Origin of the sequence: Halocella sp. SP3-1 (assembly GCF_003953885.1) — a bacterium.
Lineage (GTDB): Bacteria > Bacillota > Halanaerobiia > Halanaerobiales > DTU029 > Iocasia > Iocasia fonsfrigidae.
On sequence record NZ_CP032760.1, the window covers coordinates 1577607 to 1598532 of the forward strand.

Sequence of the window (20926 nt, forward strand, 5' to 3'; positions counted from 1 at the left end):
AGAGGGTAGTAGATGGCATTAGAGAAGGGCAAGATTTCCAGTTCACAACTTATTTTTTTGGTAATAGCTAGGTCGTTAGGTGTTGGTTTTGTCATCCCTCCTGGGGCTACTGTTAATCAGGATGCCTGGATAGCTATTATCTCTGCCCTATTTGTAGGGCTTATCCTGACCCTGGTTCAGCTTAGTTTAGCTGCTAGATTTCCAGGGGAGACCCTGGTAAGAATAAGTGAACTTGTTTATGGGAATTTTCTTGGCAGATTAATTTCCCTGCTTTATATTTTGTTTTTTTTTCACATATCATCTTTACTGGTAATCGATTTTTCTAATTTCTTTAATCTCCTTTTTATGACCAGTACTCCATTTATTGTCTTTATGATTTCAATTACACTGGTGGCGGCATCTGGGGTCAGGAATGGAATTGAAGTAATTGCCCGCTGTGCTCAGTTTATTATACCGATAGTTTTTATTAGTACACTCCTTACTGGTATTTTGTTAGCAAAGGATTTTAATCTAGAGAATTTCCAGCCTGTCTTTGAGGCATCAGTCCCGAAAATGGCCTGGGTAGTTTACCGTACTGCCATTTTCTCTTTTTCTCCTATTTATTTTTTGATGATAATCCCCTTTACCAATAAACAGGGGGAGGTAAAAAAGTCAGTAATCAAGGCTACCTTTATATCGGCATCATTACTGATTTTTGTAGCAGTTAGAAATATCGGGGTACTGGGGATTACGGGAGGCATCTATACTTACCCCTCTTTTCAGGCAGTGCGTTTAATAAATTATGGAGAAATACTTACCCGGCTAGAGATATTAATAGCCCTAAATTTTATGGGGAGTGGGTTTTTACAATATGCATTTACTTTTTATATTACCACACTTGCTGGGGCACAATTATTAAACCTACGGACCTATCTCCCTCTGGTTCTGCCGATCGGTGTACTGCTTACCTTTCAACTTCACTATTATAATATAGTAGAGACCATGGAATATCAGAATGTCTACCCTTTTATTGCTACTATATTTCATGTAATCATACCGGTGATGACTTTAATTATTGCTACCATCCGCAAATTACCTCGGGGGGAATCATAAATGCTAGGGATAATTGCTGTTTTTACCATAATAGCTTTTTTTGAACTACCCGGCCTAATACGCCGAAAATACTGGCGGGAGGTAATAGCCTTTTCTTTACTGTTATTTTTGGGTTTTGTCTTATATACCCTGCGGCATTTTGGAGTAAAATTCCCTTCTATTACCAGGATTTTGATTGATCTAATACAGCCGATTTTACCAGGCTGGATTTCCAAATAGAAGAAAATAATGATGTTTATTTTGGTCTAAAAATATGGTATACTCTAGTAATGGTTAAAAATAAGAGAATAAATCTATAAGAGAAGAGGTAATGTAAAAATGAGTATTTTTGAAGCAATTATGTTGCTGTGTTTTGGGGCTGCCTGGCCATTATCTATCTATAAATCATATACTTCCAGGGATAACTCCGGGAAAAGTATTTCTTTTTTGTATATAATTTTAATAGGGTATATTGCCGGGATAATTCATAAATTGTTTTATAATTATGATTTGGTAATTTATCTTTACATTTTAAACTTTTTAATGGTAGTGACTGATATAATGCTATATTATAGGAATAAAGGTTTATCCAGAACTTAAAATTTATTTAAGAAAGAGCTATGATAAGAAAAAAGACTACTGGAAAATTTCCAGTAGTCTTTTCTATATATAGTATTTATCTCGATTTGTGTCTGAAATTTATCAGTTTTGCCGTATTTTTTTTATTAAAAATACAAAGATATAATAAATAAGAACTATTAATATAATAATTACAGCCAGCCAACCTGATATAACCAGAAAGGAAGAAGTGAAATTATAGTGTTTAATAGAATAATTAAATACCTTAAATTAATCAAAAAATTAATAGATAATTATCAGACCAAGGGATTGAATTGATTAATTGCCAAGATTGATTCCAGTATTTATAATGTCCCTTCACCTGGAAAGAGTGATGACTTGATAGTAATTGAAGTGTTTAATGCTAGGACAGCTATAATCCCTGAGCTTAAGAAAGATAATATTAGGTTTAAGATAGAAATAAATTCTGAAGGTACCTTAGTAGAACAACAGGGAGATATCGATACCTCTAAACCAGCAGTGATAACAATAATTGAAAAGAATTTAGAAAAGATTATTAAAAAAGAAGTAGAAAATACGATAGATATAGTTCAAAAAAAATACCAATCAGATGTTTTTGGTTTTGGGAGTCTTTTTAATCAAAAATACCCTCAAGACTGGCAAAAAATTAAGGAAGATTGGAATGAAATATTTCCCCAGGTAGAATGTTCAGTTAAAGTTAAAACAGAAATCAGGAGGACTGGTTTATTATTAGAGGCTATGGATATTAGCAAATGAAAAGACAGTGTTAAGGTTGATTATTCTATAAAAGAGGGGATATAATTTATAAAATAAATACTATTACTTTGTTAAATAGTTGGCGTAGTGTTTTCTTAACTCATGTAAATTATTTAGTTTCTTTAGATATTTTTCTTCATTATTAATAGTAATTCCAACTATTAGGGCCTCAATCAGAGCCATAGGTGTAACCATTGTATGGAACTCCCAGATCTCACCCCGTTCTACATATAAAATGATATCACTTGTTTTATTCATTTCAGAGACAATTAGATCGGTAATCAAGATTGTTTTAAACCCTATTTTCTTTTTATAATCCAGAATGATCTTGATTTCAGGTGAAACATTAAAAAAACCAAAAATGATTATCAGATCATCTTTGCTTAAGTTTATAAGATTTTCAAAGAGTTCTTTACCACTTTTGGCCATCTTATTTACATTAAGTCCAAATCTGTTGAGTCGAAAAAACAATAGATTAGCTACACTTTCACTTGGACCTGGACTAAAAATATAGATGTCTTCAGCAGTATTTATTGATTTAATTGCCCTATTAAAATTATCATTGGAAAGATATTCTATAGTTTTTTTAAGGTAGTTGATTGTTTTGTTAATTATCTGGGCACCAATATCTTCATCCCTTATTTCATTTAGGATTGATTTCATTTTATTGGCCGGACTTATTTCATAATTGTTTTTAATGTGGTTTTTAAAGTCTTTAAATCCTGAGAATCCAATAGAAACGCAGAACCTTGATATTGTTGCAATACTTACACCTATGGCCTTAGATAATTCCTGTAAGTTCAGATAAGGGACTTTACTCATATTTTTAGTGATGAAATTAGCAATTTTTTTTTCACTCTTGGATAGTTGATTAATATCGATATCTAAATTATAAATTTTCATGATTATCTCCTTATAAGTTAATTCAAATTACTTTTATTATAATACAAATTGTAAAAAATGTAAAAGCGTATGAAAAAATATTTACAATAATTTATTTATGAAAAAATATTTACAAAAACGTAACTTTTAGTTCATTTAATGTTAACAAATAAGAAGTATAATAAACTTGTAAATGTTGTCAGATAGAGAATAAATATTTAGAGGGGATGATTTGAGAATGAATAAAGGAAAGGATATTACCTTAACACAGTCTCAAAAGACAATGGTTTTTATACTAGCAATGGCTTTGTTTGGTATGGCAGATTTAATTACAGAGATTGTACCAGAATTTGCAGTAGGTCCAATTGAATTTTCTGTCTCGTATTTTGCTTTTATACCACTGATTCTATGTATCTTATTTGACCCATTATATGCAGCTTTGGGTGCTTGTTTTGGTGAAATAATTTTTGCAGATTTACTAATGGGCGATTTTGGAGGATTAGGAGAATTAGAGGGGTTTATTCAACTGGTGATAGGTTTATATGTTGCTGGATTATTAGTAAAAGACCCCCAAAATAAAAAACAATTAGTAATCGCTTCATTTGTAGGTATTGGAATTGATCAGATGCTTAGTTCAATAGTGGATATTTCTAAAGTATGGATTGGAATTGAAAAATTAGAGGCAATTCCTGGGTTGCCCGAGAGTATCCTTGTCTTAGAAGGATTAAGTTTTATTAATGAAATGGTAATTACCGGGTTTTTATTTGGTGTTTTACCAACAATGTATTTAGTACCACGTTTACATGGTAAGATAGAACCATTATTGGGTATCAAACCCCGTGAACAAATGAAATCGACCCCGATGACCAGTCTTATTACTTCAAGATTAATTATTAGTACAGTAGTATTTGCTTTTATTGCTACTATTGCAGAGTTTATCTCTGAAATGGATATTAATTTTGCTGTCTGGGAGCCTGATTTCTTAGATAAATATGGTACAGGCTTTATCTGGGTTGGAGTAATAATTGCTATAGTGCTTATTATTTCTATTATAACTTATGCTAGAAATAATAAAAAAAATGATGATATTGCTATGTGATTTCTTTAGAAGTAAGAAGTTCTTAAATGAAATTTTTTATAATTCGAAAAAGTTTTATAAGCAATAAAAAGTTATTTCAGGGTATAAAAGTTCCTTAAATAACTTTTTTGCTTAAAGTCAGAGCTAAAAATGAGATATTGTTAAAATAGAGGGGAAGGGGTTATTAATATGGAGGAAATTATAAGTATAAAGGATTTATCTTTTAAGTATCCAGGTGCAAGTGATAAGGTTTTAAATAATATTAATCTCAGGATCTTTCAGGGGGATTTTATAGCTATTATTGGTGGTAATGGTGGTGGAAAAACGACCCTCTGCAAAACTTTTAATGGTTTAATTCCTCATTATCATGTAGGGGATTTTGTAGGTGAGGTTATAGTTGCTGGTCATAATACACTGGGTACATCAGTGGCTTCTCTGGCACAAAAAGTTGCTTACATATATCAAGATTTTGAGAATCAACTAGTACGTTCGACTGTCTATGATGAGGTTACCTTTGCCCCTTTGAACTTTGGTTTAAGGAATTATCAAGAAAGGGGTGAATATGCTCTGGAGATATTGGGTCTTAAATCAATTCAGAATGAATTCATCTGGGAATTAAGTGGTGGACAGAAGCATATGGTAGCCCTGGCAGGGGTGTTGGCCTTGAATCCTGATATTATAATTATTGATGAACCGGTTGCTCAACTTGATCCCTTTAATGCTCAAATGATTTATGAAAACTTAGCAATGCTTAATCAGGAACATGGTAAAACTATTATTGTGATTGAACATCACACCGAGTTTATTGCAAGTTATTGTCAGAATGTAATAATGATGGATAGTGGAAGGGTCTTGTGGCAAAAATCTGTTAATAAGGCCTTATCTATGGTTGAAGAATTAAAAGAAAGCAATATTTATCCACCACAGGTGACACAGGCAGTTTGTTCTTTATTTAAAATAGAGGGTCAGTATCCTATCACTATTGAGGAGGCTTTACCATATTTCTCTCAGGGTAATTGTTTAGAACTAAGCATAAAAACTGAAGATGATAATCAACTAAAAAATAAGCAGACTGATGAAAAACCCCTTATAAGTTTCAAAAATCTTAGTCATAGTTATAAGACACTAAAGAAAAAATCAGCAAAGGCTCTTAGTAATATTAATTTGTCTTTTTATAAAGGTGACCGGGTAGCCTTAATCGGTAATAATGGTTCAGGGAAATCGACTCTGCTTAAATTAATAACAGGGATAATAAAACCCCAGGAGGGAGAAGTCATAGTTTGTGGAAAAAATACTAAAGATACATCTTCAGAACAATTAGCTGAAAGAGTAAGCTATATTTATCAAAACCCTGAGGAAATGTTTATAAATGATAATATTAGCCAGGATATTGAATATTATCTGCAGGCTAGAAAAATACCTGCTTATAATAAGTTTGTCAATCAAATTATTAAAACATTAGGACTGACTGATATTCAAAATCATGATGGAAGACTCTTAAGTGGGGGACAGCAACGGCGCGCCTCACTGGCAATTGGGACTGGTACAAAGCCCTCAGTTATATTATTAGATGAACCGACGGCTAGTCTTGATATGCTTAGTCGAAAAGAGATGTTTGCGATGATTAACAGATTGGAAGATTGGGTAAATACAGTTATTGTTGCTACCCATGATATGGAATTAGTAGGGGAATGGGCAGACAGGGTAATTGTTTTAAATGAGGGAAAAGTCTTTATCGATACCGATCAATATGGTGTTTTTGGAGATGAAAAGGTATTAGAACAAACTAATTTGTGTCCTCCACAGATTGTGAAATTAAGTAGAAGACTAGGCATGAAACCTGTTGCTTTGAGTGTGAAAGACTTTATATCCAGGTTAGGAGGAGATAAACTTGAAGCGATTTAGTGATAAAATAGCTGCAGTTTTATCTGTTGAAACCATTAAAATGGCCTTAATGAAGACTGCTTATGGGACCCAGGATACCTTTCTGGCTAAATTGGATTCCAGGATACTTATAATTTGGTATATCTCTTTTGCGATTATTCCCTGGTTTTTTCATAATAAGACAATTCTATTGGGGCTGTTTATATTTATGCTAATTATAACTTTTATCTCTCATGTTAGCAATTTAATAATTTTTTTACTTTCGATGAGTATAGTGACTGAATTAGGGTCAATGGTGGTGGTAGCCTATATTTTGGGGAGTGGAATGGAGGTTTTTTTACCATTATTAATTTTAACAATGAAGTTGACTACTATTGCTCTGGCTAGTATAGCAGTATTCACCAGTATGGATCCCGAGAAATTTAGTGATGTCCTGTTGAGTTTTGGTATTGCTGGTAGGTATAGTTTTGGGGTTTCGTATGCCTACAGGATCTTACCAGTCTTATTTGAAGAGTATAATAATATATTTAATTCTTTTCGTTTAAGGGGAAAAACTCCGGATAATAAAGGGATTTTAGGGTATCGATATGTTTTTTACCTGATCAAAATAGCAATTTTGGCCTTTTATCCCATGATATTAAATACGGCCAAGCGAACCAGAACTACGGTAGAAGCCCTAGAATTAAAAGGATTTACATATGCCTTAGATAAGCCGAAAGTAAAGAAGTTGAAATTAGCATATATGAAGATAGGAAAAAGGGATATTCTCTTTTTAATAGTATCAATTCTTATAGTTGTGGTCATAATTTTAACTGGTAAAAATTATCCATTATAAGGGGTGGGAAAATGTATATTGATTTTCATTGTCATACAAAGTTATCCAAAAAGTTTGAGTTTGAATTAAATAGTTTTAATAAGGTAATAACAGTTGCCAGAAAAAAAGGTTTAGATGCAATAGTCCTAACTGAACATTTTCATACTATAAATTTTTTTAATATCTATAATACCTTGGATAAGGCTTATGAATATAAACATGATTACTATGATCTAGGTAGTTTTAAGGTTTTTTGCGGGATGGAAGTTGATATTAGAGAAAGTGGACATATATTAATTATCGGGAGGAAAGAAGATGTTCTGGATATAAGGGGTTTGTTTTCCAAAAACATTAGTGAAGCTGATTATCCTGCTTTAAAATATTTGTTAGATGAAGCTGACAAACGTAAGATGATTAAAATTGGGGCACATCCAGCCAAAAAAAGTCATTATTTAATGGATATGGATACTGATTTATTAAAAAGATTAGATGGTCTAGGTCTTAATGGAAAAGACCTGAAAAATAGAGATAAGGTAACAAGATTGTCTAATAAAATAGATATACCCTTGATAGCAGGGAGTGATACCCATCATATTTTACATATGGGTACTGTAAAAAATCATTTTTACAGTGAGTATGAAAAGATAGCTGATCTAAAAATTGCTATTCAAAACAGGGAATTTGAAACTATTATTACTAAAGGGGCACGTTTAAAAGCCTGTATTGGTCAGCTTGTTAAAAAGATGGCTAAAACATTAAAAGAGGCCCAGTAAAAAGAAAATTGTATAAATACCCCCTTGATATTATAGCTAAAATGAAGTAAACTATATTTAATAATAATTATTCTTATTAAATATAGTAGTGGAGGTAATAAGATGAAGATTTATTCGTGGAATGTAAATGGAATCAGGGCTATTAAAAGGAAGGGTTTTCTGGATTGGATGGTAGAGGAACAGCCAGATATTATCGGGCTTCAGGAAACCAAAATTCAGGATGAACAGATAAGTGATGATTTAAGAGATATTGAGGGATATAAATCCTATTTTTCCTTTGCGGAAAGAAAGGGTTATAGTGGTGTGGCCCTTTATACAAAAAAAGAACCTATCTCAGTCAGACATGGTCTTGGGATAGAACGTTTTGATAAGGAAGGCCGGGTTTTAATGGCAGAATACCCTGAATTTACACTTTTAAATGTCTATTTCCCGAATGGTAAAAGAAATAAGACAAGGCTAAAATATAAACTAGACTTTTATGATGATATCCTGGATTTTTGTGAAGGTCTGAGGAAAAAGGGTCAGGAGTTAATTATCTTTGGTGATTATAATACTGCCCATCATGAGATAGATTTAAAGAACCCCAAAGCCAATGAAGATACCTCGGGGTTCTTACCCATTGAAAGGGAGTGGTTTGATAAACTTCTGAAATATGGTTATCTTGATACCTACCGTTATTTTTACCCTGATAAGGTAGAGTATTCCTGGTGGAGCTACCGAACCAGGGCCAGGGAGAGGAATGCTGGCTGGAGAATAGATTATCACTTTGTCTCAGAGGGACTGGCAGAAAAGATTAAAGATGCTGAAATAATGACTGATGTTATGGGTTCAGACCATTGTCCGGTTACACTGGAATTAGAACTAAGTTAAAGGAGAGGTATAGATGGCAGATTTTAAAGATTTTAATAAATTGGATATCAGAGTTGGAGAAATCATCAAGGCAGAGCTTTTTGTAAAAGCAAATAAACCTGCCTATAAACTATGGATTGATTTTGGTAAGCAAATTGGCATTAAAAAATCCAGTGCCCAGATTACTGAGTGTTATCAGCTAGATGAACTGATAGGAAGGCAGGTTTTAGGAGTGGTAAATTTTCCTCCCAAACAGATTGCTGATTTTATGTCAGAGGTACTGGTGTTGGGAGTTTATGCTAAACAAGGTGTAGTCCTAATTCAACCTGAACAGCCTGTAAAAAAGGGTGATAAATTAGGTTAATGACAAGGGGACGGTTCGTCTGTCATTTTACAGACCTATAGGGGATAAGCTGTAAAATCTTTTGTTGACAATTGACCAGTCAATGTTTTGTTTAAATACCTCCAGGTATCTCTCTTTATTAATTCCAAAATCGATCATATAGGCATGTTCATAGACATCTAGAACCAGTAATGGCCAGGCATGCCATACTACCCCCACATTATGGGCGTCTTGCATTATATTATGAAGTGATTCATCTCGATAATCATAGGCGAGAACAGCCCAGCCTCTGGCTACTCTAGCAGTACGCATAAAGTCATTTAACCAGTTACGGTAGTTTCCAAAATCCCTGTTGATTAGCCAGATTAATTCTCTGGCCGGGTTAACATTTGTTTGAGCGAGATTTGCAAAATATAATTCATGGAGGACAATTCCATCAAGGGAATAAGTTTCTCCTTCTTTTAGACCTCTATATTCGTAATTGGTCTGCTCTTCAGTTGAAAGAGTAGTCATAATATTTTCCAGTGAATTGATATATCCCAGGTAAAGTTGATAGTGTTGGTTTAATTGGTTTTCCGAGATCCCCTTAACATCATCAAAATTGAAAATCTTCGGTTCGACAGCCACAGCATAATCACCACCTTATAAATAAGATATAATTAGTATATGTAACAATTGCTAGGGCAGTGTTTGAAAAAATTGTGACACCGGGACGGTTCTCCTGTCATGTTAATAAATTTCAGAGATAGAATACTTATTAAATTGGTAAAAGTTTTACCTGTATTTTGAGGCTTTTTTAGGAATAATAAAATAATGAATGATTAATATTGGGGGGTAAAGTATGTCCAATTCTAAATATGGGGTTTTAATCGGAAGAGTAGAAGAAATAAAGGCAGACCCAGCCAGGGATAAAACACCACATTATAAGATAAACATATGGATCAGGGATGATGAAATTTACAAGGTGCTTATAAACTGTCAGTCTATTAACGATAAATCACCACAGTTATTATATTATATGGGAGAGGTCTGCCAGGCAGAAATAACCGGTATTCTGCAGAATATGGAGTATGGATTTCATGAAATTGATTATGCTAATAATATAAATCCTAAAATTGCCGTTGATTATATACGTAGTGGTTTATTTGATCCCCATAAGATGAAAGTAATACCCTATGATATATCAGGGAAATATGACCTAAGGGGACTAATTGAAAAAGACATGAAAAAAGCCTTAAATAACGATGGGATTACTATTTATGTTTTTGGGATTCATTATAATAATGATGATAAAGGAATTCATAATATTCATATGAACCAGGGGAATATTGAGTTTTATAGTGATGAAAACCGCATATATCATGATGGTTGTTTTTTTCTACATTTTACTGAAGAAGATAAATGGCTTGGATATTTCCTGGCTTTTCAAAATCAGTCCTGGTGCACAGATGACGGAGGTAATCCGCTGGAAGGTAGTTATAAAGAGGCCTATCCCACTGGAGAATGTTGTTATAATACAGTTAAGATAAAGGGATAATTAATATTATAATAAATTATGAAATAGGAATAAAATGAATGGGGGAGATATTATTTATCACTTTATAATGGAGCATTTTATAAAACCATTTGTAGATCGGATAAGTGATGATTTAGGAGAAAAACTATTAAGGGATAATTATACAGAAAATCTCTGGGAGATGTATTCGACTACTAAAAAGGTAACACCACAGTTGGTGGTGGAAACGAGTATGAGGGCTGAAAGGCGAACCCCAATTTCACGTCCTTTTGGCAGTCCATATAAGTTTTCTGACTGGGATAAATTATTGTTTAACCCTGTTCATTTAAAGAGGTTACCTACTCCAACGAATACGAAGATTATTACTAAAACGGTTATTGGGCCTGCTGTTGAAAATCCACTGGAGATTGAAATCCCGATAATAATTGCTGGTATGTCATATGGTGGTGCATTAAGTAAAAAATGCAAGATTGCTTTAGCCAAGGCCTCTAAAATAGCTAAAACTGCCACTAATTCAGGTGAAGCACCCTTAATAATGGAAGAAAGGGAAGCAGCAGATAAGTTTATTCTTCAGTATAATCGGGGTGGCTGGGCAGAAGAGATTGATGATTTAAGTAAGGCTGACATGATAGAAATTCAACTGGGGCAGGGTGCTCAGGCAGGTGCACCGATGAGGACACCTGCCAGTCAGATTGATTCTGAGATGAGGACTATTTTCAAACTTGATAAAGGTGAAGATGCTGTTATTCATTCCCGTCTACCTAATGTTAATAGTAGTAATGATTTTATTAATTTAGTTAATGACCTGCATGCTAAATTAACTGTTCCCATAGGTCTGAAAATAGCAGCTACCCATTACCTGGAAGAAGAACTGGAGATAGCTGTTCAGGCTGGTATTGATTTTATTGCCATTGATGGTGTAACAGCAGGTACCCATGGGGGGCCGACTATCTTACAGGATGATATGGGTTTGCCAACTTTACCTGCCCTAGTAAGAACCGTTGAGTTTCTGGAGGAGAAAGGAGTTAAAGATAAGGTTAGTATTATAGCCGGGGGTGGGTTAATAACACCAGGTCATTTTTTGAAGGCTTTGGCCCTGGGCGCTGACGCAGTTTATACAGGTACTGCAGCACTACTGGCCTTAGCACATACTGAGGGATTAAAGGCAACCCCTTGGGAACCACCTACCAGTCTATTATTACATAGTGGTAGATTAAAAGATGAACTGGATGTAGATAAAGCAAGCAATTACCTGGCTAATTTTCTCAAGTCATCTATTGCAGAAATGAAACTGGCTGTCAAGGCCATGGGCAAAGAGGATTTTAAGGAATTAAATAGGGATGACCTTTGTTCTATTGATAAAGAATTGGCAGAACGTATAGGGATTGACTGGGTTTATAATTGAAACTTGAAAAAAATTATTCTTCGTTATACATAGGAACAATATGGGCCCAGGTCTTTATCTTACCGTATTTAACAAAATTATTATAAATATCTAATTCTTCTTCCAGGAATTTTAAAAATACTTTACGTAAATCATCATTTCTAGTTGAGTCAATAATAGACCTGACATGTAGATCTGTAGCGCTTTGAATACGGCTTAATAGATTTCGATAGGTAAACTCATCTCTAATTAGCTCTGGATCTATTGGGGTTTCCTGAATCAAGGGTGGTTTTTTGGGTAGTGGTACTTCAAATTTCAAACCCAATTCCTCCAGTTTGCTTATTTGCTGACTGAGTACTTTTTTGCCTATTTGCAAGACTCCTCTAAAATCAGGGTCATGGGTAAATTCCAGGTGTAAGTTTGTAAGACATAATTGATCATAGCGGAGGATAAGATGGTCCCAGATATGTGTTGCTTCTGCTACAGAGAGGGATTCGTTTTTAGCTGGTTTAGTCTTGTATGATGGTGGTATTTCAACCCACCCCTTTAACTTGCCATATTTATACATTGTTTGATATCTATTCAAATTATTTTTAACAAAATCTATCAGGGATTTTCTAAGGTCGTCGGTAGTTGTGGAACTTTTGATTGCGGCCACTAACTCGTGGGTAAAATAGACAATATTTTTAACCATATTTTTAAAAATCACTTCATCAGTTATTACATCAATATTAGTTGTGAACTGAATGTCTTCTTGAGGCATTGAGGGTAATGATATTTTATATTTTATGGCAAAGTTTTTTAGGGTTTTATTTATTTTTTTGTATTCTTCTATTGTATTATTTTCTAGAACCAGGAACTCAGGGTCGTGGATGAAATTCTTAAAAATATTACCTGTGTTGATATTTAGGTTATTTAAGTTAATTAGGTTCCAGATATTATGGGCTTCAGCAGTAGAAATCTGCTTATTTTTAATTCTTTTTTTGTTAAAGATAGAAATGCTATTCATCTTTATTCCCCTTTACTTTGATATGTTATTTATTATTAACAGTTAAACTAAGATTATTCTGCAAATCATATTTTAGTAAAGAGGATTATGTTCTAAGAAGTTATTTATATGGGAATGATTTTTATCTTATTTTTCCCATTATTTTTAGCTAAATACATGGCTTTATCAGCTGCCATTATTAAATCTTCAGGAAGCAGCTTCTTAGTTGGAATGACACTGGTAATGCCCAGGCTTATGGTAATAATCTCTCTATTTGTCGAATTAATATTTGGAATATTTAGGGATTCAATTTTGGCCTGGATTATTTCAGCTTTTTTGCGGGCTTTATCAATGTCTGTATTAGCCAGTAAAACAACAAACTCTTCTCCACCATAACGAGCTACTAATTCATCAGGGGGGGTTAGGGAATGTTTTATTTGTCTAGTAACCTGTTTTATACATTCATCTCCAGCAGTATGACCATAATAATCATTATATGCTTTAAAGTCATCTATATCTATAAAAAAGATTGATACAGGTAGCTGTTCATTTAAGGCCTGTTTCCATTTATTTAGTAGTACTTTGTCAAAGTGTCTCCGGTTCCATATATTAGTAAGGGGATCAATTTTAGATATTTTTTGTAAAGCAAGATTGGCTTTTTCTAGTTCACTTTTTTGTTCTCTTATTTTATCATTGGAAATCTGAATTTCCCTTGTTCGTTCTTTAATGATTGATTCCAGGTTTTCATTGAGTTTCTGTAATTCAATTGACATTTTTTCATTTTCGTTAAAGGCATTGGCAAAACTAACAGCTAAAGCTAGAGAGTTTGTTAAGGCAAAAATTAATAAGCCAAGTGAGGATAGGTTCCCAATTATAATAAAAGATTTAAGAAAGTGGTGGTCATACCTGAGAATACTAAAAAACAGGATATCATTAAGTACAGTAATTAATAAAATCACTGCCCCACTAACAATGTATAGTGAACAAATGTTTTTCATTTTTATTATTTCATCAAGGACAACCCGGTATAATACAGGTATTATGTATATAATTATTATGATTGTAAACAATTGATATCCAGGATTAATATAGGTATAGACCCGGGCAGGGCTTAGGAGTACAAGTAAGATAAACACTGCTACAGTAATTACAGAAATTTTCACTATAGTTTTTTTCATGTATTTTGAAAAAACTGCTTTAAAAAAAATAATTAAAATATAAACACTTAAATAGTAACTTAAGGTGTGTAGTTTATTGAATAATTCCCAATTAAAATCAGGAAATAAGTAGATGAAGAAATATTCCCCCAGTAAAACAGTTCTAATGCTTAGCAATATACAGAATAGGCTGAAGTAAAAAACTGATAATGACTTTTTACGGTACAAATATATTATCAGATGGTAGATTCCCATAATAAATAAAGCACCAAAGAGAAAGAGATTATAGCCCAGTCTTTTGTTATTTTCTGCAAGGATATTTTTTTCTTCTCCCAGCATAATACTCTGTAGGATACCACCACTTCGATGATAGAAGTTAGCTACCTGTATAATTATTTCATTTTCTTCTTCAGGTTTAAAAAAGGCCAGTTGTGGCAGGTATTGTGGGTCTGTTTCAACTCTGCTGGTACCAACTTTACCGGCAGAGGCTATTAGTTTACTATTTATCCATAATTTATATGATGTTAAGATGGGTGGTATTCTTAGACCAATTAAGTCAGTGTTATTTTTTATATGAATTCGCAGACGATATGTAGCATATCCCATGCCTGGTAATTTTTTATCTTGAAGTTGATAACCGTTCCAGGCAGTAGGAACCTCAACAATACTGCTGGGTTCCAGGTTTTTTTCTTGGAAATCGGTCGGTTCTAGTAGCTGCTTCCAGTAAAATTCCCATTTGCCATTTAAATTAATATTCTTTTCTGTCAGGTCATAGTTACTTAAATCTATTATTTCTGCTTTGGTAATAGAGGTGAAATTAAGCAGAAAAGTGCATAATAATATAATAATAAAAATTAGTTTTCTTTTAGACATATACAGTTACCTCTCATTTTAAAATTGATTTGCTATATCTTTTTTATAGAAATATAAATGTAAAAATTTTAGGTAAATTGTCATATTATATACTTCAAGACAGAGAAAGCAATTCCTTTTTTAAAGATAATACTTCAAGTTATAGTAAATGGGTAAAAAAAGCAATATATAAATGGTAGCTTTATAAAATTATATAAAAAGGATATAGTTACATTATTTCTGAACAAAATAATAAATTCTTTACAACAAAGCATACATCTAGTAATATATAAGTTAAATCAGATTAAGAGGCGGTGAAAAATTATGCTAAAAAAGAGATGAGTCAGAAGTTAATAAAAAATATTTATTAAATTACTAATGTGTATTTAGTGTACCTCTTAAAATAAAAATGAAATAGTTGTTGTAAATAAGTATATCAGGTCCAGTGTCTAGAAGAAAAAATAATTTTCAAGGAGGTATTGCTGTGGATTATAAAAGACAAATAGGATTAGTAATTGGTGTGTTAACAGCAGTAATTATTTGGAATCTAAAAATAACAGGTCTTTCAACAGAAGGCCAAAGATGTTTAGCTCTTAGTTTGATGACCGTCATTTTCTGGGCAACTAAGGTAGCCCATCCAGGTTATGTATCTGGACTTTATTTGGTAAGTTTGGTTTTATTTAATATAGCACCTGAGGAAAATGTTTTTATTATCTGGACAACCCCCATAATTTATCTGGTAATAGGAGCTTATTTAATAGCTGGAGCAGTGGAATCATCAGGGCTGGGTGAGAGAATTGCTTATAATTTTATTATTAAGTTTGTTGATTCATATAAAAGTGTGATAGTTTCAATATTTGTACTTACTTTTATTTTAAGCTTATTAATTCCCCATCCCTGGCCACGGGCATTTTTAATTATGTCGGTTATGGCAGTTGTCATAAAAAATGCTAATTTATCAAAAGAGGATGCTGCCAAAATTGGTTTAACAGTATTTGCTTCTTCAGTACCTATTTCCATGATTTTTCTTACAGGAGATAGTACTATTAACATTATAGCTGTTGAGTTTTCTGGGGTAGACTTAAGTTGGTTGGGTTGGTTTTTACAGATAGGAATACCAGCTACTTTAGCCAGTATATTCACACTTATTCTTATCTTACTACTATTTAAACCTAGTTCAGAATTTAATATTAATAAAAATCAAATAAGAAAAAAACTGACTGACTTAGGGCCTCTAAGCAAAAAGGAAAAAAGAACAATCTTCTGGCTTAGTTTTGTTCTAATTTTATGGATGACTGATTCTATTCATGGTATATCATTAGGTTGGATTACACTACTGGTTGCTATGTTGATGAGTATGCCAGTAATAGGAGATGTGTTAACTGCTAAAGACTGGAATCATGTACCAGTTCATGTACTTATTTTTTTAACGGCAGCTATATCAATCGGAAAGATTGGGGAATTAACAGGTATGAATTCCTGGATTGCTTCAGTAGTTTTACCATCTAATATTCCTACAAATTATTTTATACTTGCGCTGCTAATTGGTGTTATTTCAATTTTTTTACATATGATTCTGGGAAGCGTTATTGCAGTAATGGGGATTGCAATTCCAGCTTTTTTATTTTTTATAGATAGTTCTTTAATGAGCCCTTTAGTTCCAACTTTATTAGTTTATTCAGCAATTGCCTTACATTACATTTTTCCTTTTCATCATTTAAATATGTTAGTAGGATTAGGGAAAGAAAATGGCATGTATTCTGATAGAGATGTAATTAGATTAGGATTTCCACTAACTATAATAGTTCTGATAATATTACTTTTTGAAGTAGTATGGTGGAGATTTACAGGATTATTATAATTTTTTTAAGTTAAATATATTATTAAACCACATTTAGGTTATTAGATTATGCTGGGTGTGGTTTTTATATTTTCTAACAAAATATACCTCTTGGAAGACGAACAGATGTGTGATAATATTTAAATTAAAGACATACATATATTCGTATAGGAGGATAATTCAAAAATGAATAATGATATTAATTATGAGCGGCTGCCGAAAAACAAAATACTCTGTGTTGATATCAAGTCTTTCTTTGCCAGTGTTGAGGCAGTTGACCGAAATTGGGATCCCTTAAAGGTGTGTCTGGCGGTAGTAGGAGACCAGAGTAGAGCGGGGGCAGTTGTCCTGGCAGCATCTTCTGCGCTAAAAGAGAAATATAATATTAAAACTGGTAATAGGTTATATGATATACCCCGTGTGCCTGAAATAAAAATAGTAGATGCCCGCATGGGGCTTTATTTAAACCGTTCACTTGAAATCACCCTTTTATTTAGAGAGTTTGTTCCCCTGAGTGCTATTCATATTTATTCAATTGATGAATCATGGTTAAAATTAAATGGTACAGAAAGATTGTGGGGTAATAGTCGGCAGGCTGCTATGTTGATAAAGGAAAAGTTAGCAGAAAAATTTACCCTGCCTTCCAGTATGGGTATAGGTCCTAATATGTTTTTAGCTAAAGTAGCTATGGATATTGAGGGTAAAAAGAAAGGCCTTGCGGAATGGAGCTATGAAGATGTTCCGGAGAAACTGTGGCCGGTGAGATTAAAAGACTGTTGGGGGATCGGTAGCAGGCTGGCATACCGTTTTAAAAAAATCGGTATACAGACTATTGGTGAGCTGGCCCATTTGCCCCTGGAGTATCTTGAGAAAAAGTTTGGTATTATGGGTAACCAGCTCTATTATCATGCCTGGGGAATAGATTTGTCCAGGCTTGAAGGTCATTATGATGATAAACGTAAAGCCCTGGGTAGGGGTATTACTCTATTTAAAGATTATACAGACCCTGAACAAATAAAGACAGTTATTTTTGAGCTGTGTGATGAAACCGCCCGCCGCCTTCGTGAGAATAATTTGATCGGTAAAACAGTTAATCTGGGAATAGGCTATAGTCATAATGAAACAAGTAGTGGTTTTCACGTTCAGCGAACTATGAAGAATTATAGTAACTCCTCTTGTGAGTTGTACTTGACTGCACTGGGGCTTTTTGACAATAATTATAAAGGTCAAGGGGTTAGAAGGCTTAATCTATCAGTTAGCAATCTGACTCCTGATATTAATTTGCAGTTTAGTTTATTTGATGATTCTTTGCAAAGGCTTAAAATCGATAAAACTAAAGATCTTTTACAGGATAGATATGGTTATCAAGCTCTTTTTTACGGCAGGAGCCTAAAGGAAGGTAGTATTTTAGAAAGAATGAGAACTACTATTGGTGGTCATAAGTCTTAGGGGAGGAGAGATTATTAATGCTAAAGGACCGTGGTAACAAGAAATGGACTGGATTGATGCTCACTGAACACAGGAAGGCTTTAAGAAAAATCTGGGAACATAGAAATGATATTGACAAACCGGTACTGGATGAGCAGCAGTTGGAACGGCTGGATATATTAATCAAAGAGGCCATAAGGGATCAGTTTAAGGTCAAGATGGTATATTATGATCAGCGGAGGCTGTATGAATTGGAGGGTAAAGTATCTATCAAGGGTAGTTCACTATACTTAGATAATAAAAGCTTAGATAAGGATAATATTATTGATCTTGTATTAATTTAGATGGTTAGAGAAGTTTCATATATTTTGAACAAAATTTTAGTAATTTATATTGACAAGTGCCTATGAGAGTGGTAAAATTGTCGGTAACAGAAGATAAGAAAAAATGCTGGGAACAGGAAATGTAGTTCTGGCAGATCCATTACAGAGAGTCATCGCTGCTGGAAGATGATATGGATTCCAGGGTTTACCTCACCTGTGAGCAGTCGGCTGAAAGGCAGCTGCCGATTAAGTGTGACCGGGTTTCTACCGTTAAAAAGAAGTGTATTTAACAGACTTTGTTAAGTTTGTTTGATATATTAAAGGGGTTGCCTGGCAGCAACAAGAGTGGTAACGCGGAATATAAACTTCGTCTCTTATTTAAATAAGGGGCGGAGTTTTTTTAATGGATAGCAAAATAAGCAGGATTAGTGAAATTTTAATTTTATAGTACTATAAATCACGGATTAATTTTCTTGACTTCTGTTAAAATATAGTTGTTTTATTATTATAATAATTTTAGGAGGTATTGGGAATGAACGGATTAGTAATGATAGTTCTGGCAGTTATTGTGTTAGGAGGGGCTTATCTATTTTACGGTAGATGGCTGGCCAAAACCTGGGGTATTGATTCTAAAGCAAAAACCCCTGCCTATGAGATGGAGGATGGTGTGGACTATGTGCCGGCCAAGACCAATGTAGTCTTTGGTCATCAGTTTGCATCAATTGCCGGTGCCGGCCCGATTAATGGGCCGATAATAGCAGCGATGTTTGGCTGGGTTCCTGTCCTTTTATGGGTTTTAATTGGTGGTGTTTTCTTTGGTGCGGTTCAGGATTTTGCTGCGATGTATGCTTCAGTTAAAAATAAGGGTCGCAGTATAGGTTATATTATTGAACTGTATATCGGTAAGACTGGCAAGAGGCTTTTTCTTCTTTTTGTATGGCTGTTTTCGATCCTGGTAATAGCAGCCTTTGCAGATATTGTTGCCAGTACTTTTAATGGTTTTGCAGCAGATGGAAGTTTGAATCCAGCAAATGCCTCTACTGCAACAACATCTATTTTATTTATTGTCTTAGCAGTAGCCCTGGGTATGTTTATTCGTTATAAAAATCCATCTGTTGCAGTTACTAATATTGTCGGTATTATAGTTTTGATTGTAGCAATTGTTTTAGGATTGGTTTTTCCCATGTATGTTTCCCAGACAGCCTGGCTCTATTTTGTTTTTGCGTATATATTTATAGCATCTGTTACACCGGTGTGGGCCTTACTTCAACCAAGGGATTATTTGAATTCTTTTTTGTTAGTGGCGATGATGATCTGTGCTTTTATAGGGGTAATTGCTGCCAGACCAGCAATGAATCTCCCAGCATTTTCAGGTTTTACTGTCAAGGGGCAAATGATGTTTCCGATGTTGTTTGTCACGATTGCCTGTGGGGCAGTTTCCGGTTTTCACTCCCTGGTTTCATCAGGCACAAGCTCCAAGCAGATTCAAAATGAAAGGAATATGCTGCCGGTTTCTTTTGGAGCTATGCTCTTAGAGTCCCTGCTTGCTGTGATTGCTTTAATTACTGTAGGGGCTCTGGCAGTAAATGGACAGCTGCCTAATGCTGCTCCACCGGTTATTTTTGCAGAAGCCATTGCTGGATTTCTAGGTGTATTAGGTTTTTCTAGAATTACTATCTTTACAATTATTACACTGGCCATCTCTGCTTTTGCCTTAACATCATTGGATTCTGTAGCCAGGGTCGGTCGTCTTTCTCTACAGGAATTATTTACTGATGACGGGATAGAGCCAGAAAACACTTCTACTCTGCAAAAGATATTGACAAATAAATTTTTTACAACAGCTCTTACTTTATTCTTCTCCTATTTATTGGCTATAGTAGGTTATAAAAATATTTGGCCTTTGTTTGGTTCAGCAAATCAGCTTCTTTCTGCCCTGGGTTTGATTGCTGCAGCAGTATTTTTGAAAAAGACCAAAAGGAAAGGATTTATGCTGTGGGCCCCAATGACTATCATGCTTGCGGTTACTTTTACGGCCCTAGGTCAAACCATCTTTAAGATTTTAAATAAATTATTTTTCACTAATAATTTTGTAATTGTTAGTGATGGTTTGCAGCTGGTATTTGCAATATTACTTGTCGGTCTTGGTTTTCTGGTTGCTGTTTCTGGCTTTAAAAAGATTTTTAAGGAAGAAAGTCTAACTGAGGCTGTTTCAGCAGCAGAATAATTTGTTTTGATTATAAGATGAACTTTTAAACAAGAATGCATACTTGTATGCATTCTTGTTTTTACAGAAGATATATTTAAGTATGGGTTTGAACAGATAACTGAGAAAGGGTTGGAGGGAGTACAGCTTTACTCTAATTATCAAAAATATGGATGAAGATT

Annotated in this window: 20 protein-coding genes and 1 other annotated feature; of the genes, 16 read left to right on the forward strand and 4 right to left on the reverse strand. The window is 33.8% G+C overall.

Translation table 11 applies throughout. The features are described from left to right. Positions 1 to 12: 12 nt before the first annotated feature. The 4 genes from D7D81_RS07385 to D7D81_RS07400 all read left to right on the forward strand — a co-directional run bounded on the left by D7D81_RS07385 (position 13) and on the right by D7D81_RS07400 (position 2427). Positions 13 to 1092, forward strand: coding sequence for a GerAB/ArcD/ProY family transporter (locus D7D81_RS07385; RefSeq protein ID WP_125988738.1), 1080 nt, complete (start codon positions 13 to 15; stop codon positions 1090 to 1092). Next, complete coding sequence (locus tag D7D81_RS07390; RefSeq protein ID WP_125988740.1) at positions 1093 to 1311, forward strand: hypothetical protein; 219 nt, start codon at positions 1093 to 1095, stop codon at positions 1309 to 1311. It abuts the gene before it with no gap. A 99-nt stretch (positions 1312 to 1410) separates the two neighbouring features. Then, entirely contained in the window at positions 1411 to 1671 is a 261-nt protein-coding gene (locus tag D7D81_RS07395) for a hypothetical protein (protein WP_125988742.1), read from the forward strand. Between the two features lie 357 nt (positions 1672 to 2028). Next, positions 2029 to 2427, forward strand: a complete 399-nt coding sequence (locus D7D81_RS07400; RefSeq protein ID WP_230869008.1) for a Ger(x)C family spore germination C-terminal domain-containing protein — start codon at positions 2029 to 2031, stop codon at positions 2425 to 2427. A gap of 63 nt (positions 2428 to 2490) precedes the next feature. Here the strand turns inward: D7D81_RS07400 and D7D81_RS07405 are convergent, their stop codons facing one another. Further along, a complete protein-coding gene (locus tag D7D81_RS07405; protein ID WP_125988746.1) occupies positions 2491 to 3330 on the reverse strand; it encodes a MurR/RpiR family transcriptional regulator in 840 nt (279 codons plus the stop codon). A gap of 217 nt (positions 3331 to 3547) precedes the next feature. Here D7D81_RS07405 and D7D81_RS07410 point away from each other — a divergent pair, with 217 nt between their 5' ends. From D7D81_RS07410 to D7D81_RS07435, 6 genes are all read left to right on the forward strand, one after another. Then, positions 3548 to 4408, forward strand: coding sequence for a DUF8171 family membrane protein (locus D7D81_RS07410; RefSeq protein WP_230869010.1), 861 nt, complete (start codon positions 3548 to 3550; stop codon positions 4406 to 4408). Positions 4409 to 4576: 168 nt separating this feature from the next. After that, positions 4577 to 6292: an ABC transporter ATP-binding protein gene (locus tag D7D81_RS07415; protein WP_205739369.1), complete on the forward strand. Its 1716-nt coding sequence runs from the start codon at positions 4577 to 4579 to the stop codon at positions 6290 to 6292. Next, on the forward strand, positions 6279 to 7106 hold the full coding sequence (locus D7D81_RS07420) for an energy-coupling factor transporter transmembrane component T family protein (RefSeq protein WP_125988750.1): 828 nt from the start codon (positions 6279 to 6281) through the stop codon (positions 7104 to 7106). Before D7D81_RS07415 ends, D7D81_RS07420 begins: the two co-directional genes overlap by 14 nt. 11 nt (positions 7107 to 7117) lie before the next feature. Next, complete coding sequence (locus D7D81_RS07425; RefSeq protein ID WP_125988752.1) at positions 7118 to 7858, forward strand: PHP domain-containing protein; 741 nt, start codon at positions 7118 to 7120, stop codon at positions 7856 to 7858. A 102-nt stretch (positions 7859 to 7960) separates the two neighbouring features. Continuing rightward, a complete protein-coding gene (locus D7D81_RS07430; protein ID WP_125988754.1) occupies positions 7961 to 8728 on the forward strand; it encodes an exodeoxyribonuclease III in 768 nt (255 codons plus the stop codon). A gap of 13 nt (positions 8729 to 8741) precedes the next feature. Then, a complete protein-coding gene (locus tag D7D81_RS07435; protein WP_125988756.1) occupies positions 8742 to 9071 on the forward strand; it encodes a tRNA-binding protein in 330 nt (109 codons plus the stop codon). Between the two features lie 27 nt (positions 9072 to 9098). On the opposite strand, the gene D7D81_RS07440 is transcribed toward D7D81_RS07435, so the two are convergent. Beyond that, positions 9099 to 9677 (reverse strand): superoxide dismutase, encoded by a 579-nt coding sequence (locus D7D81_RS07440; RefSeq protein WP_205739370.1) that lies wholly within the window; start codon positions 9675 to 9677, stop codon positions 9099 to 9101. Positions 9678 to 9891: 214 nt separating this feature from the next. Between D7D81_RS07440 and D7D81_RS07445 the strand changes: the two genes are divergently transcribed. Beyond that, complete coding sequence (locus tag D7D81_RS07445) at positions 9892 to 10587, forward strand: YukJ family protein (protein WP_125988758.1); 696 nt, start codon at positions 9892 to 9894, stop codon at positions 10585 to 10587. 67 nt (positions 10588 to 10654) lie between these two features. Next, a complete protein-coding gene (locus D7D81_RS07450; protein ID WP_125988760.1) occupies positions 10655 to 11971 on the forward strand; it encodes an FMN-binding glutamate synthase family protein in 1317 nt (438 codons plus the stop codon). Positions 11972 to 11984: 13 nt separating this feature from the next. Here the strand turns inward: D7D81_RS07450 and D7D81_RS07455 are convergent, their stop codons facing one another. Together D7D81_RS07455 and D7D81_RS07460 are read right to left on the reverse strand one after the other, a co-directional pair. After that, complete coding sequence (locus D7D81_RS07455) at positions 11985 to 12959, reverse strand: DUF3231 family protein (RefSeq protein ID WP_125988762.1); 975 nt, start codon at positions 12957 to 12959, stop codon at positions 11985 to 11987. Positions 12960 to 13063: 104 nt separating this feature from the next. Further along, a complete protein-coding gene (locus D7D81_RS07460) occupies positions 13064 to 14968 on the reverse strand; it encodes a sensor domain-containing diguanylate cyclase (protein WP_125988764.1) in 1905 nt (634 codons plus the stop codon). Positions 14969 to 15431: 463 nt separating this feature from the next. On the opposite strand from D7D81_RS07460, the gene D7D81_RS07465 reads away from it, so the two are divergent. The 4 genes from D7D81_RS07465 (at position 15432) to D7D81_RS07480 (ending at position 20765) form a co-directional block, all read left to right on the forward strand. Next, complete coding sequence (locus tag D7D81_RS07465; protein ID WP_125988766.1) at positions 15432 to 16808, forward strand: SLC13 family permease; 1377 nt, start codon at positions 15432 to 15434, stop codon at positions 16806 to 16808. A 165-nt stretch (positions 16809 to 16973) separates the two neighbouring features. Continuing rightward, positions 16974 to 18236: a Y-family DNA polymerase gene (locus D7D81_RS07470; RefSeq protein WP_125988768.1), complete on the forward strand. Its 1263-nt coding sequence runs from the start codon at positions 16974 to 16976 to the stop codon at positions 18234 to 18236. Positions 18237 to 18253: 17 nt separating this feature from the next. After that, on the forward strand, positions 18254 to 18559 hold the full coding sequence (locus D7D81_RS07475) for a YolD-like family protein (protein ID WP_125988770.1): 306 nt from the start codon (positions 18254 to 18256) through the stop codon (positions 18557 to 18559). 99 nt (positions 18560 to 18658) lie between these two features. After that, positions 18659 to 18916, forward strand: a binding site (T-box leader). Between the two features lie 154 nt (positions 18917 to 19070). Next, entirely contained in the window at positions 19071 to 20765 is a 1695-nt protein-coding gene (locus tag D7D81_RS07480) for a carbon starvation CstA family protein (protein ID WP_125988772.1), read from the forward strand. Positions 20766 to 20926 lie beyond the last annotated feature (161 nt).

Coding starts and splice junctions, on each gene's coding strand:
- D7D81_RS07385 (WP_125988738.1), top strand. CDS start 13: ATGGCATTAGAGAAGGGCAAGATTTCCAGTTCACAACTTATTTTTTTG.
- D7D81_RS07390 (WP_125988740.1), top strand. CDS start 1,093: ATGCTAGGGATAATTGCTGTTTTTACCATAATAGCTTTTTTTGAACTA.
- D7D81_RS07395 (WP_125988742.1), top strand. CDS start 1,411: ATGAGTATTTTTGAAGCAATTATGTTGCTGTGTTTTGGGGCTGCCTGG.
- D7D81_RS07405 (WP_125988746.1), bottom strand. CDS start 3,330: ATGAAAATTTATAATTTAGATATCGATATTAATCAACTATCCAAGAGT.
- D7D81_RS07410 (WP_230869010.1), top strand. CDS start 3,548: ATGAATAAAGGAAAGGATATTACCTTAACACAGTCTCAAAAGACAATG.
- D7D81_RS07415 (WP_205739369.1), top strand. CDS start 4,577: ATGGAGGAAATTATAAGTATAAAGGATTTATCTTTTAAGTATCCAGGT.
- D7D81_RS07425 (WP_125988752.1), top strand. CDS start 7,118: ATGTATATTGATTTTCATTGTCATACAAAGTTATCCAAAAAGTTTGAG.
- D7D81_RS07430 (WP_125988754.1), top strand. CDS start 7,961: ATGAAGATTTATTCGTGGAATGTAAATGGAATCAGGGCTATTAAAAGG.
- D7D81_RS07435 (WP_125988756.1), top strand. CDS start 8,742: ATGGCAGATTTTAAAGATTTTAATAAATTGGATATCAGAGTTGGAGAA.
- D7D81_RS07445 (WP_125988758.1), top strand. CDS start 9,892: ATGTCCAATTCTAAATATGGGGTTTTAATCGGAAGAGTAGAAGAAATA.
- D7D81_RS07450 (WP_125988760.1), top strand. CDS start 10,655: ATGGAGCATTTTATAAAACCATTTGTAGATCGGATAAGTGATGATTTA.
- D7D81_RS07455 (WP_125988762.1), bottom strand. CDS start 12,959: ATGAATAGCATTTCTATCTTTAACAAAAAAAGAATTAAAAATAAGCAG.
- D7D81_RS07460 (WP_125988764.1), bottom strand. CDS start 14,968: ATGTCTAAAAGAAAACTAATTTTTATTATTATATTATTATGCACTTTT.
- D7D81_RS07470 (WP_125988768.1), top strand. CDS start 16,974: ATGAATAATGATATTAATTATGAGCGGCTGCCGAAAAACAAAATACTC.
- D7D81_RS07475 (WP_125988770.1), top strand. CDS start 18,254: ATGCTAAAGGACCGTGGTAACAAGAAATGGACTGGATTGATGCTCACT.
- D7D81_RS07480 (WP_125988772.1), top strand. CDS start 19,071: ATGAACGGATTAGTAATGATAGTTCTGGCAGTTATTGTGTTAGGAGGG.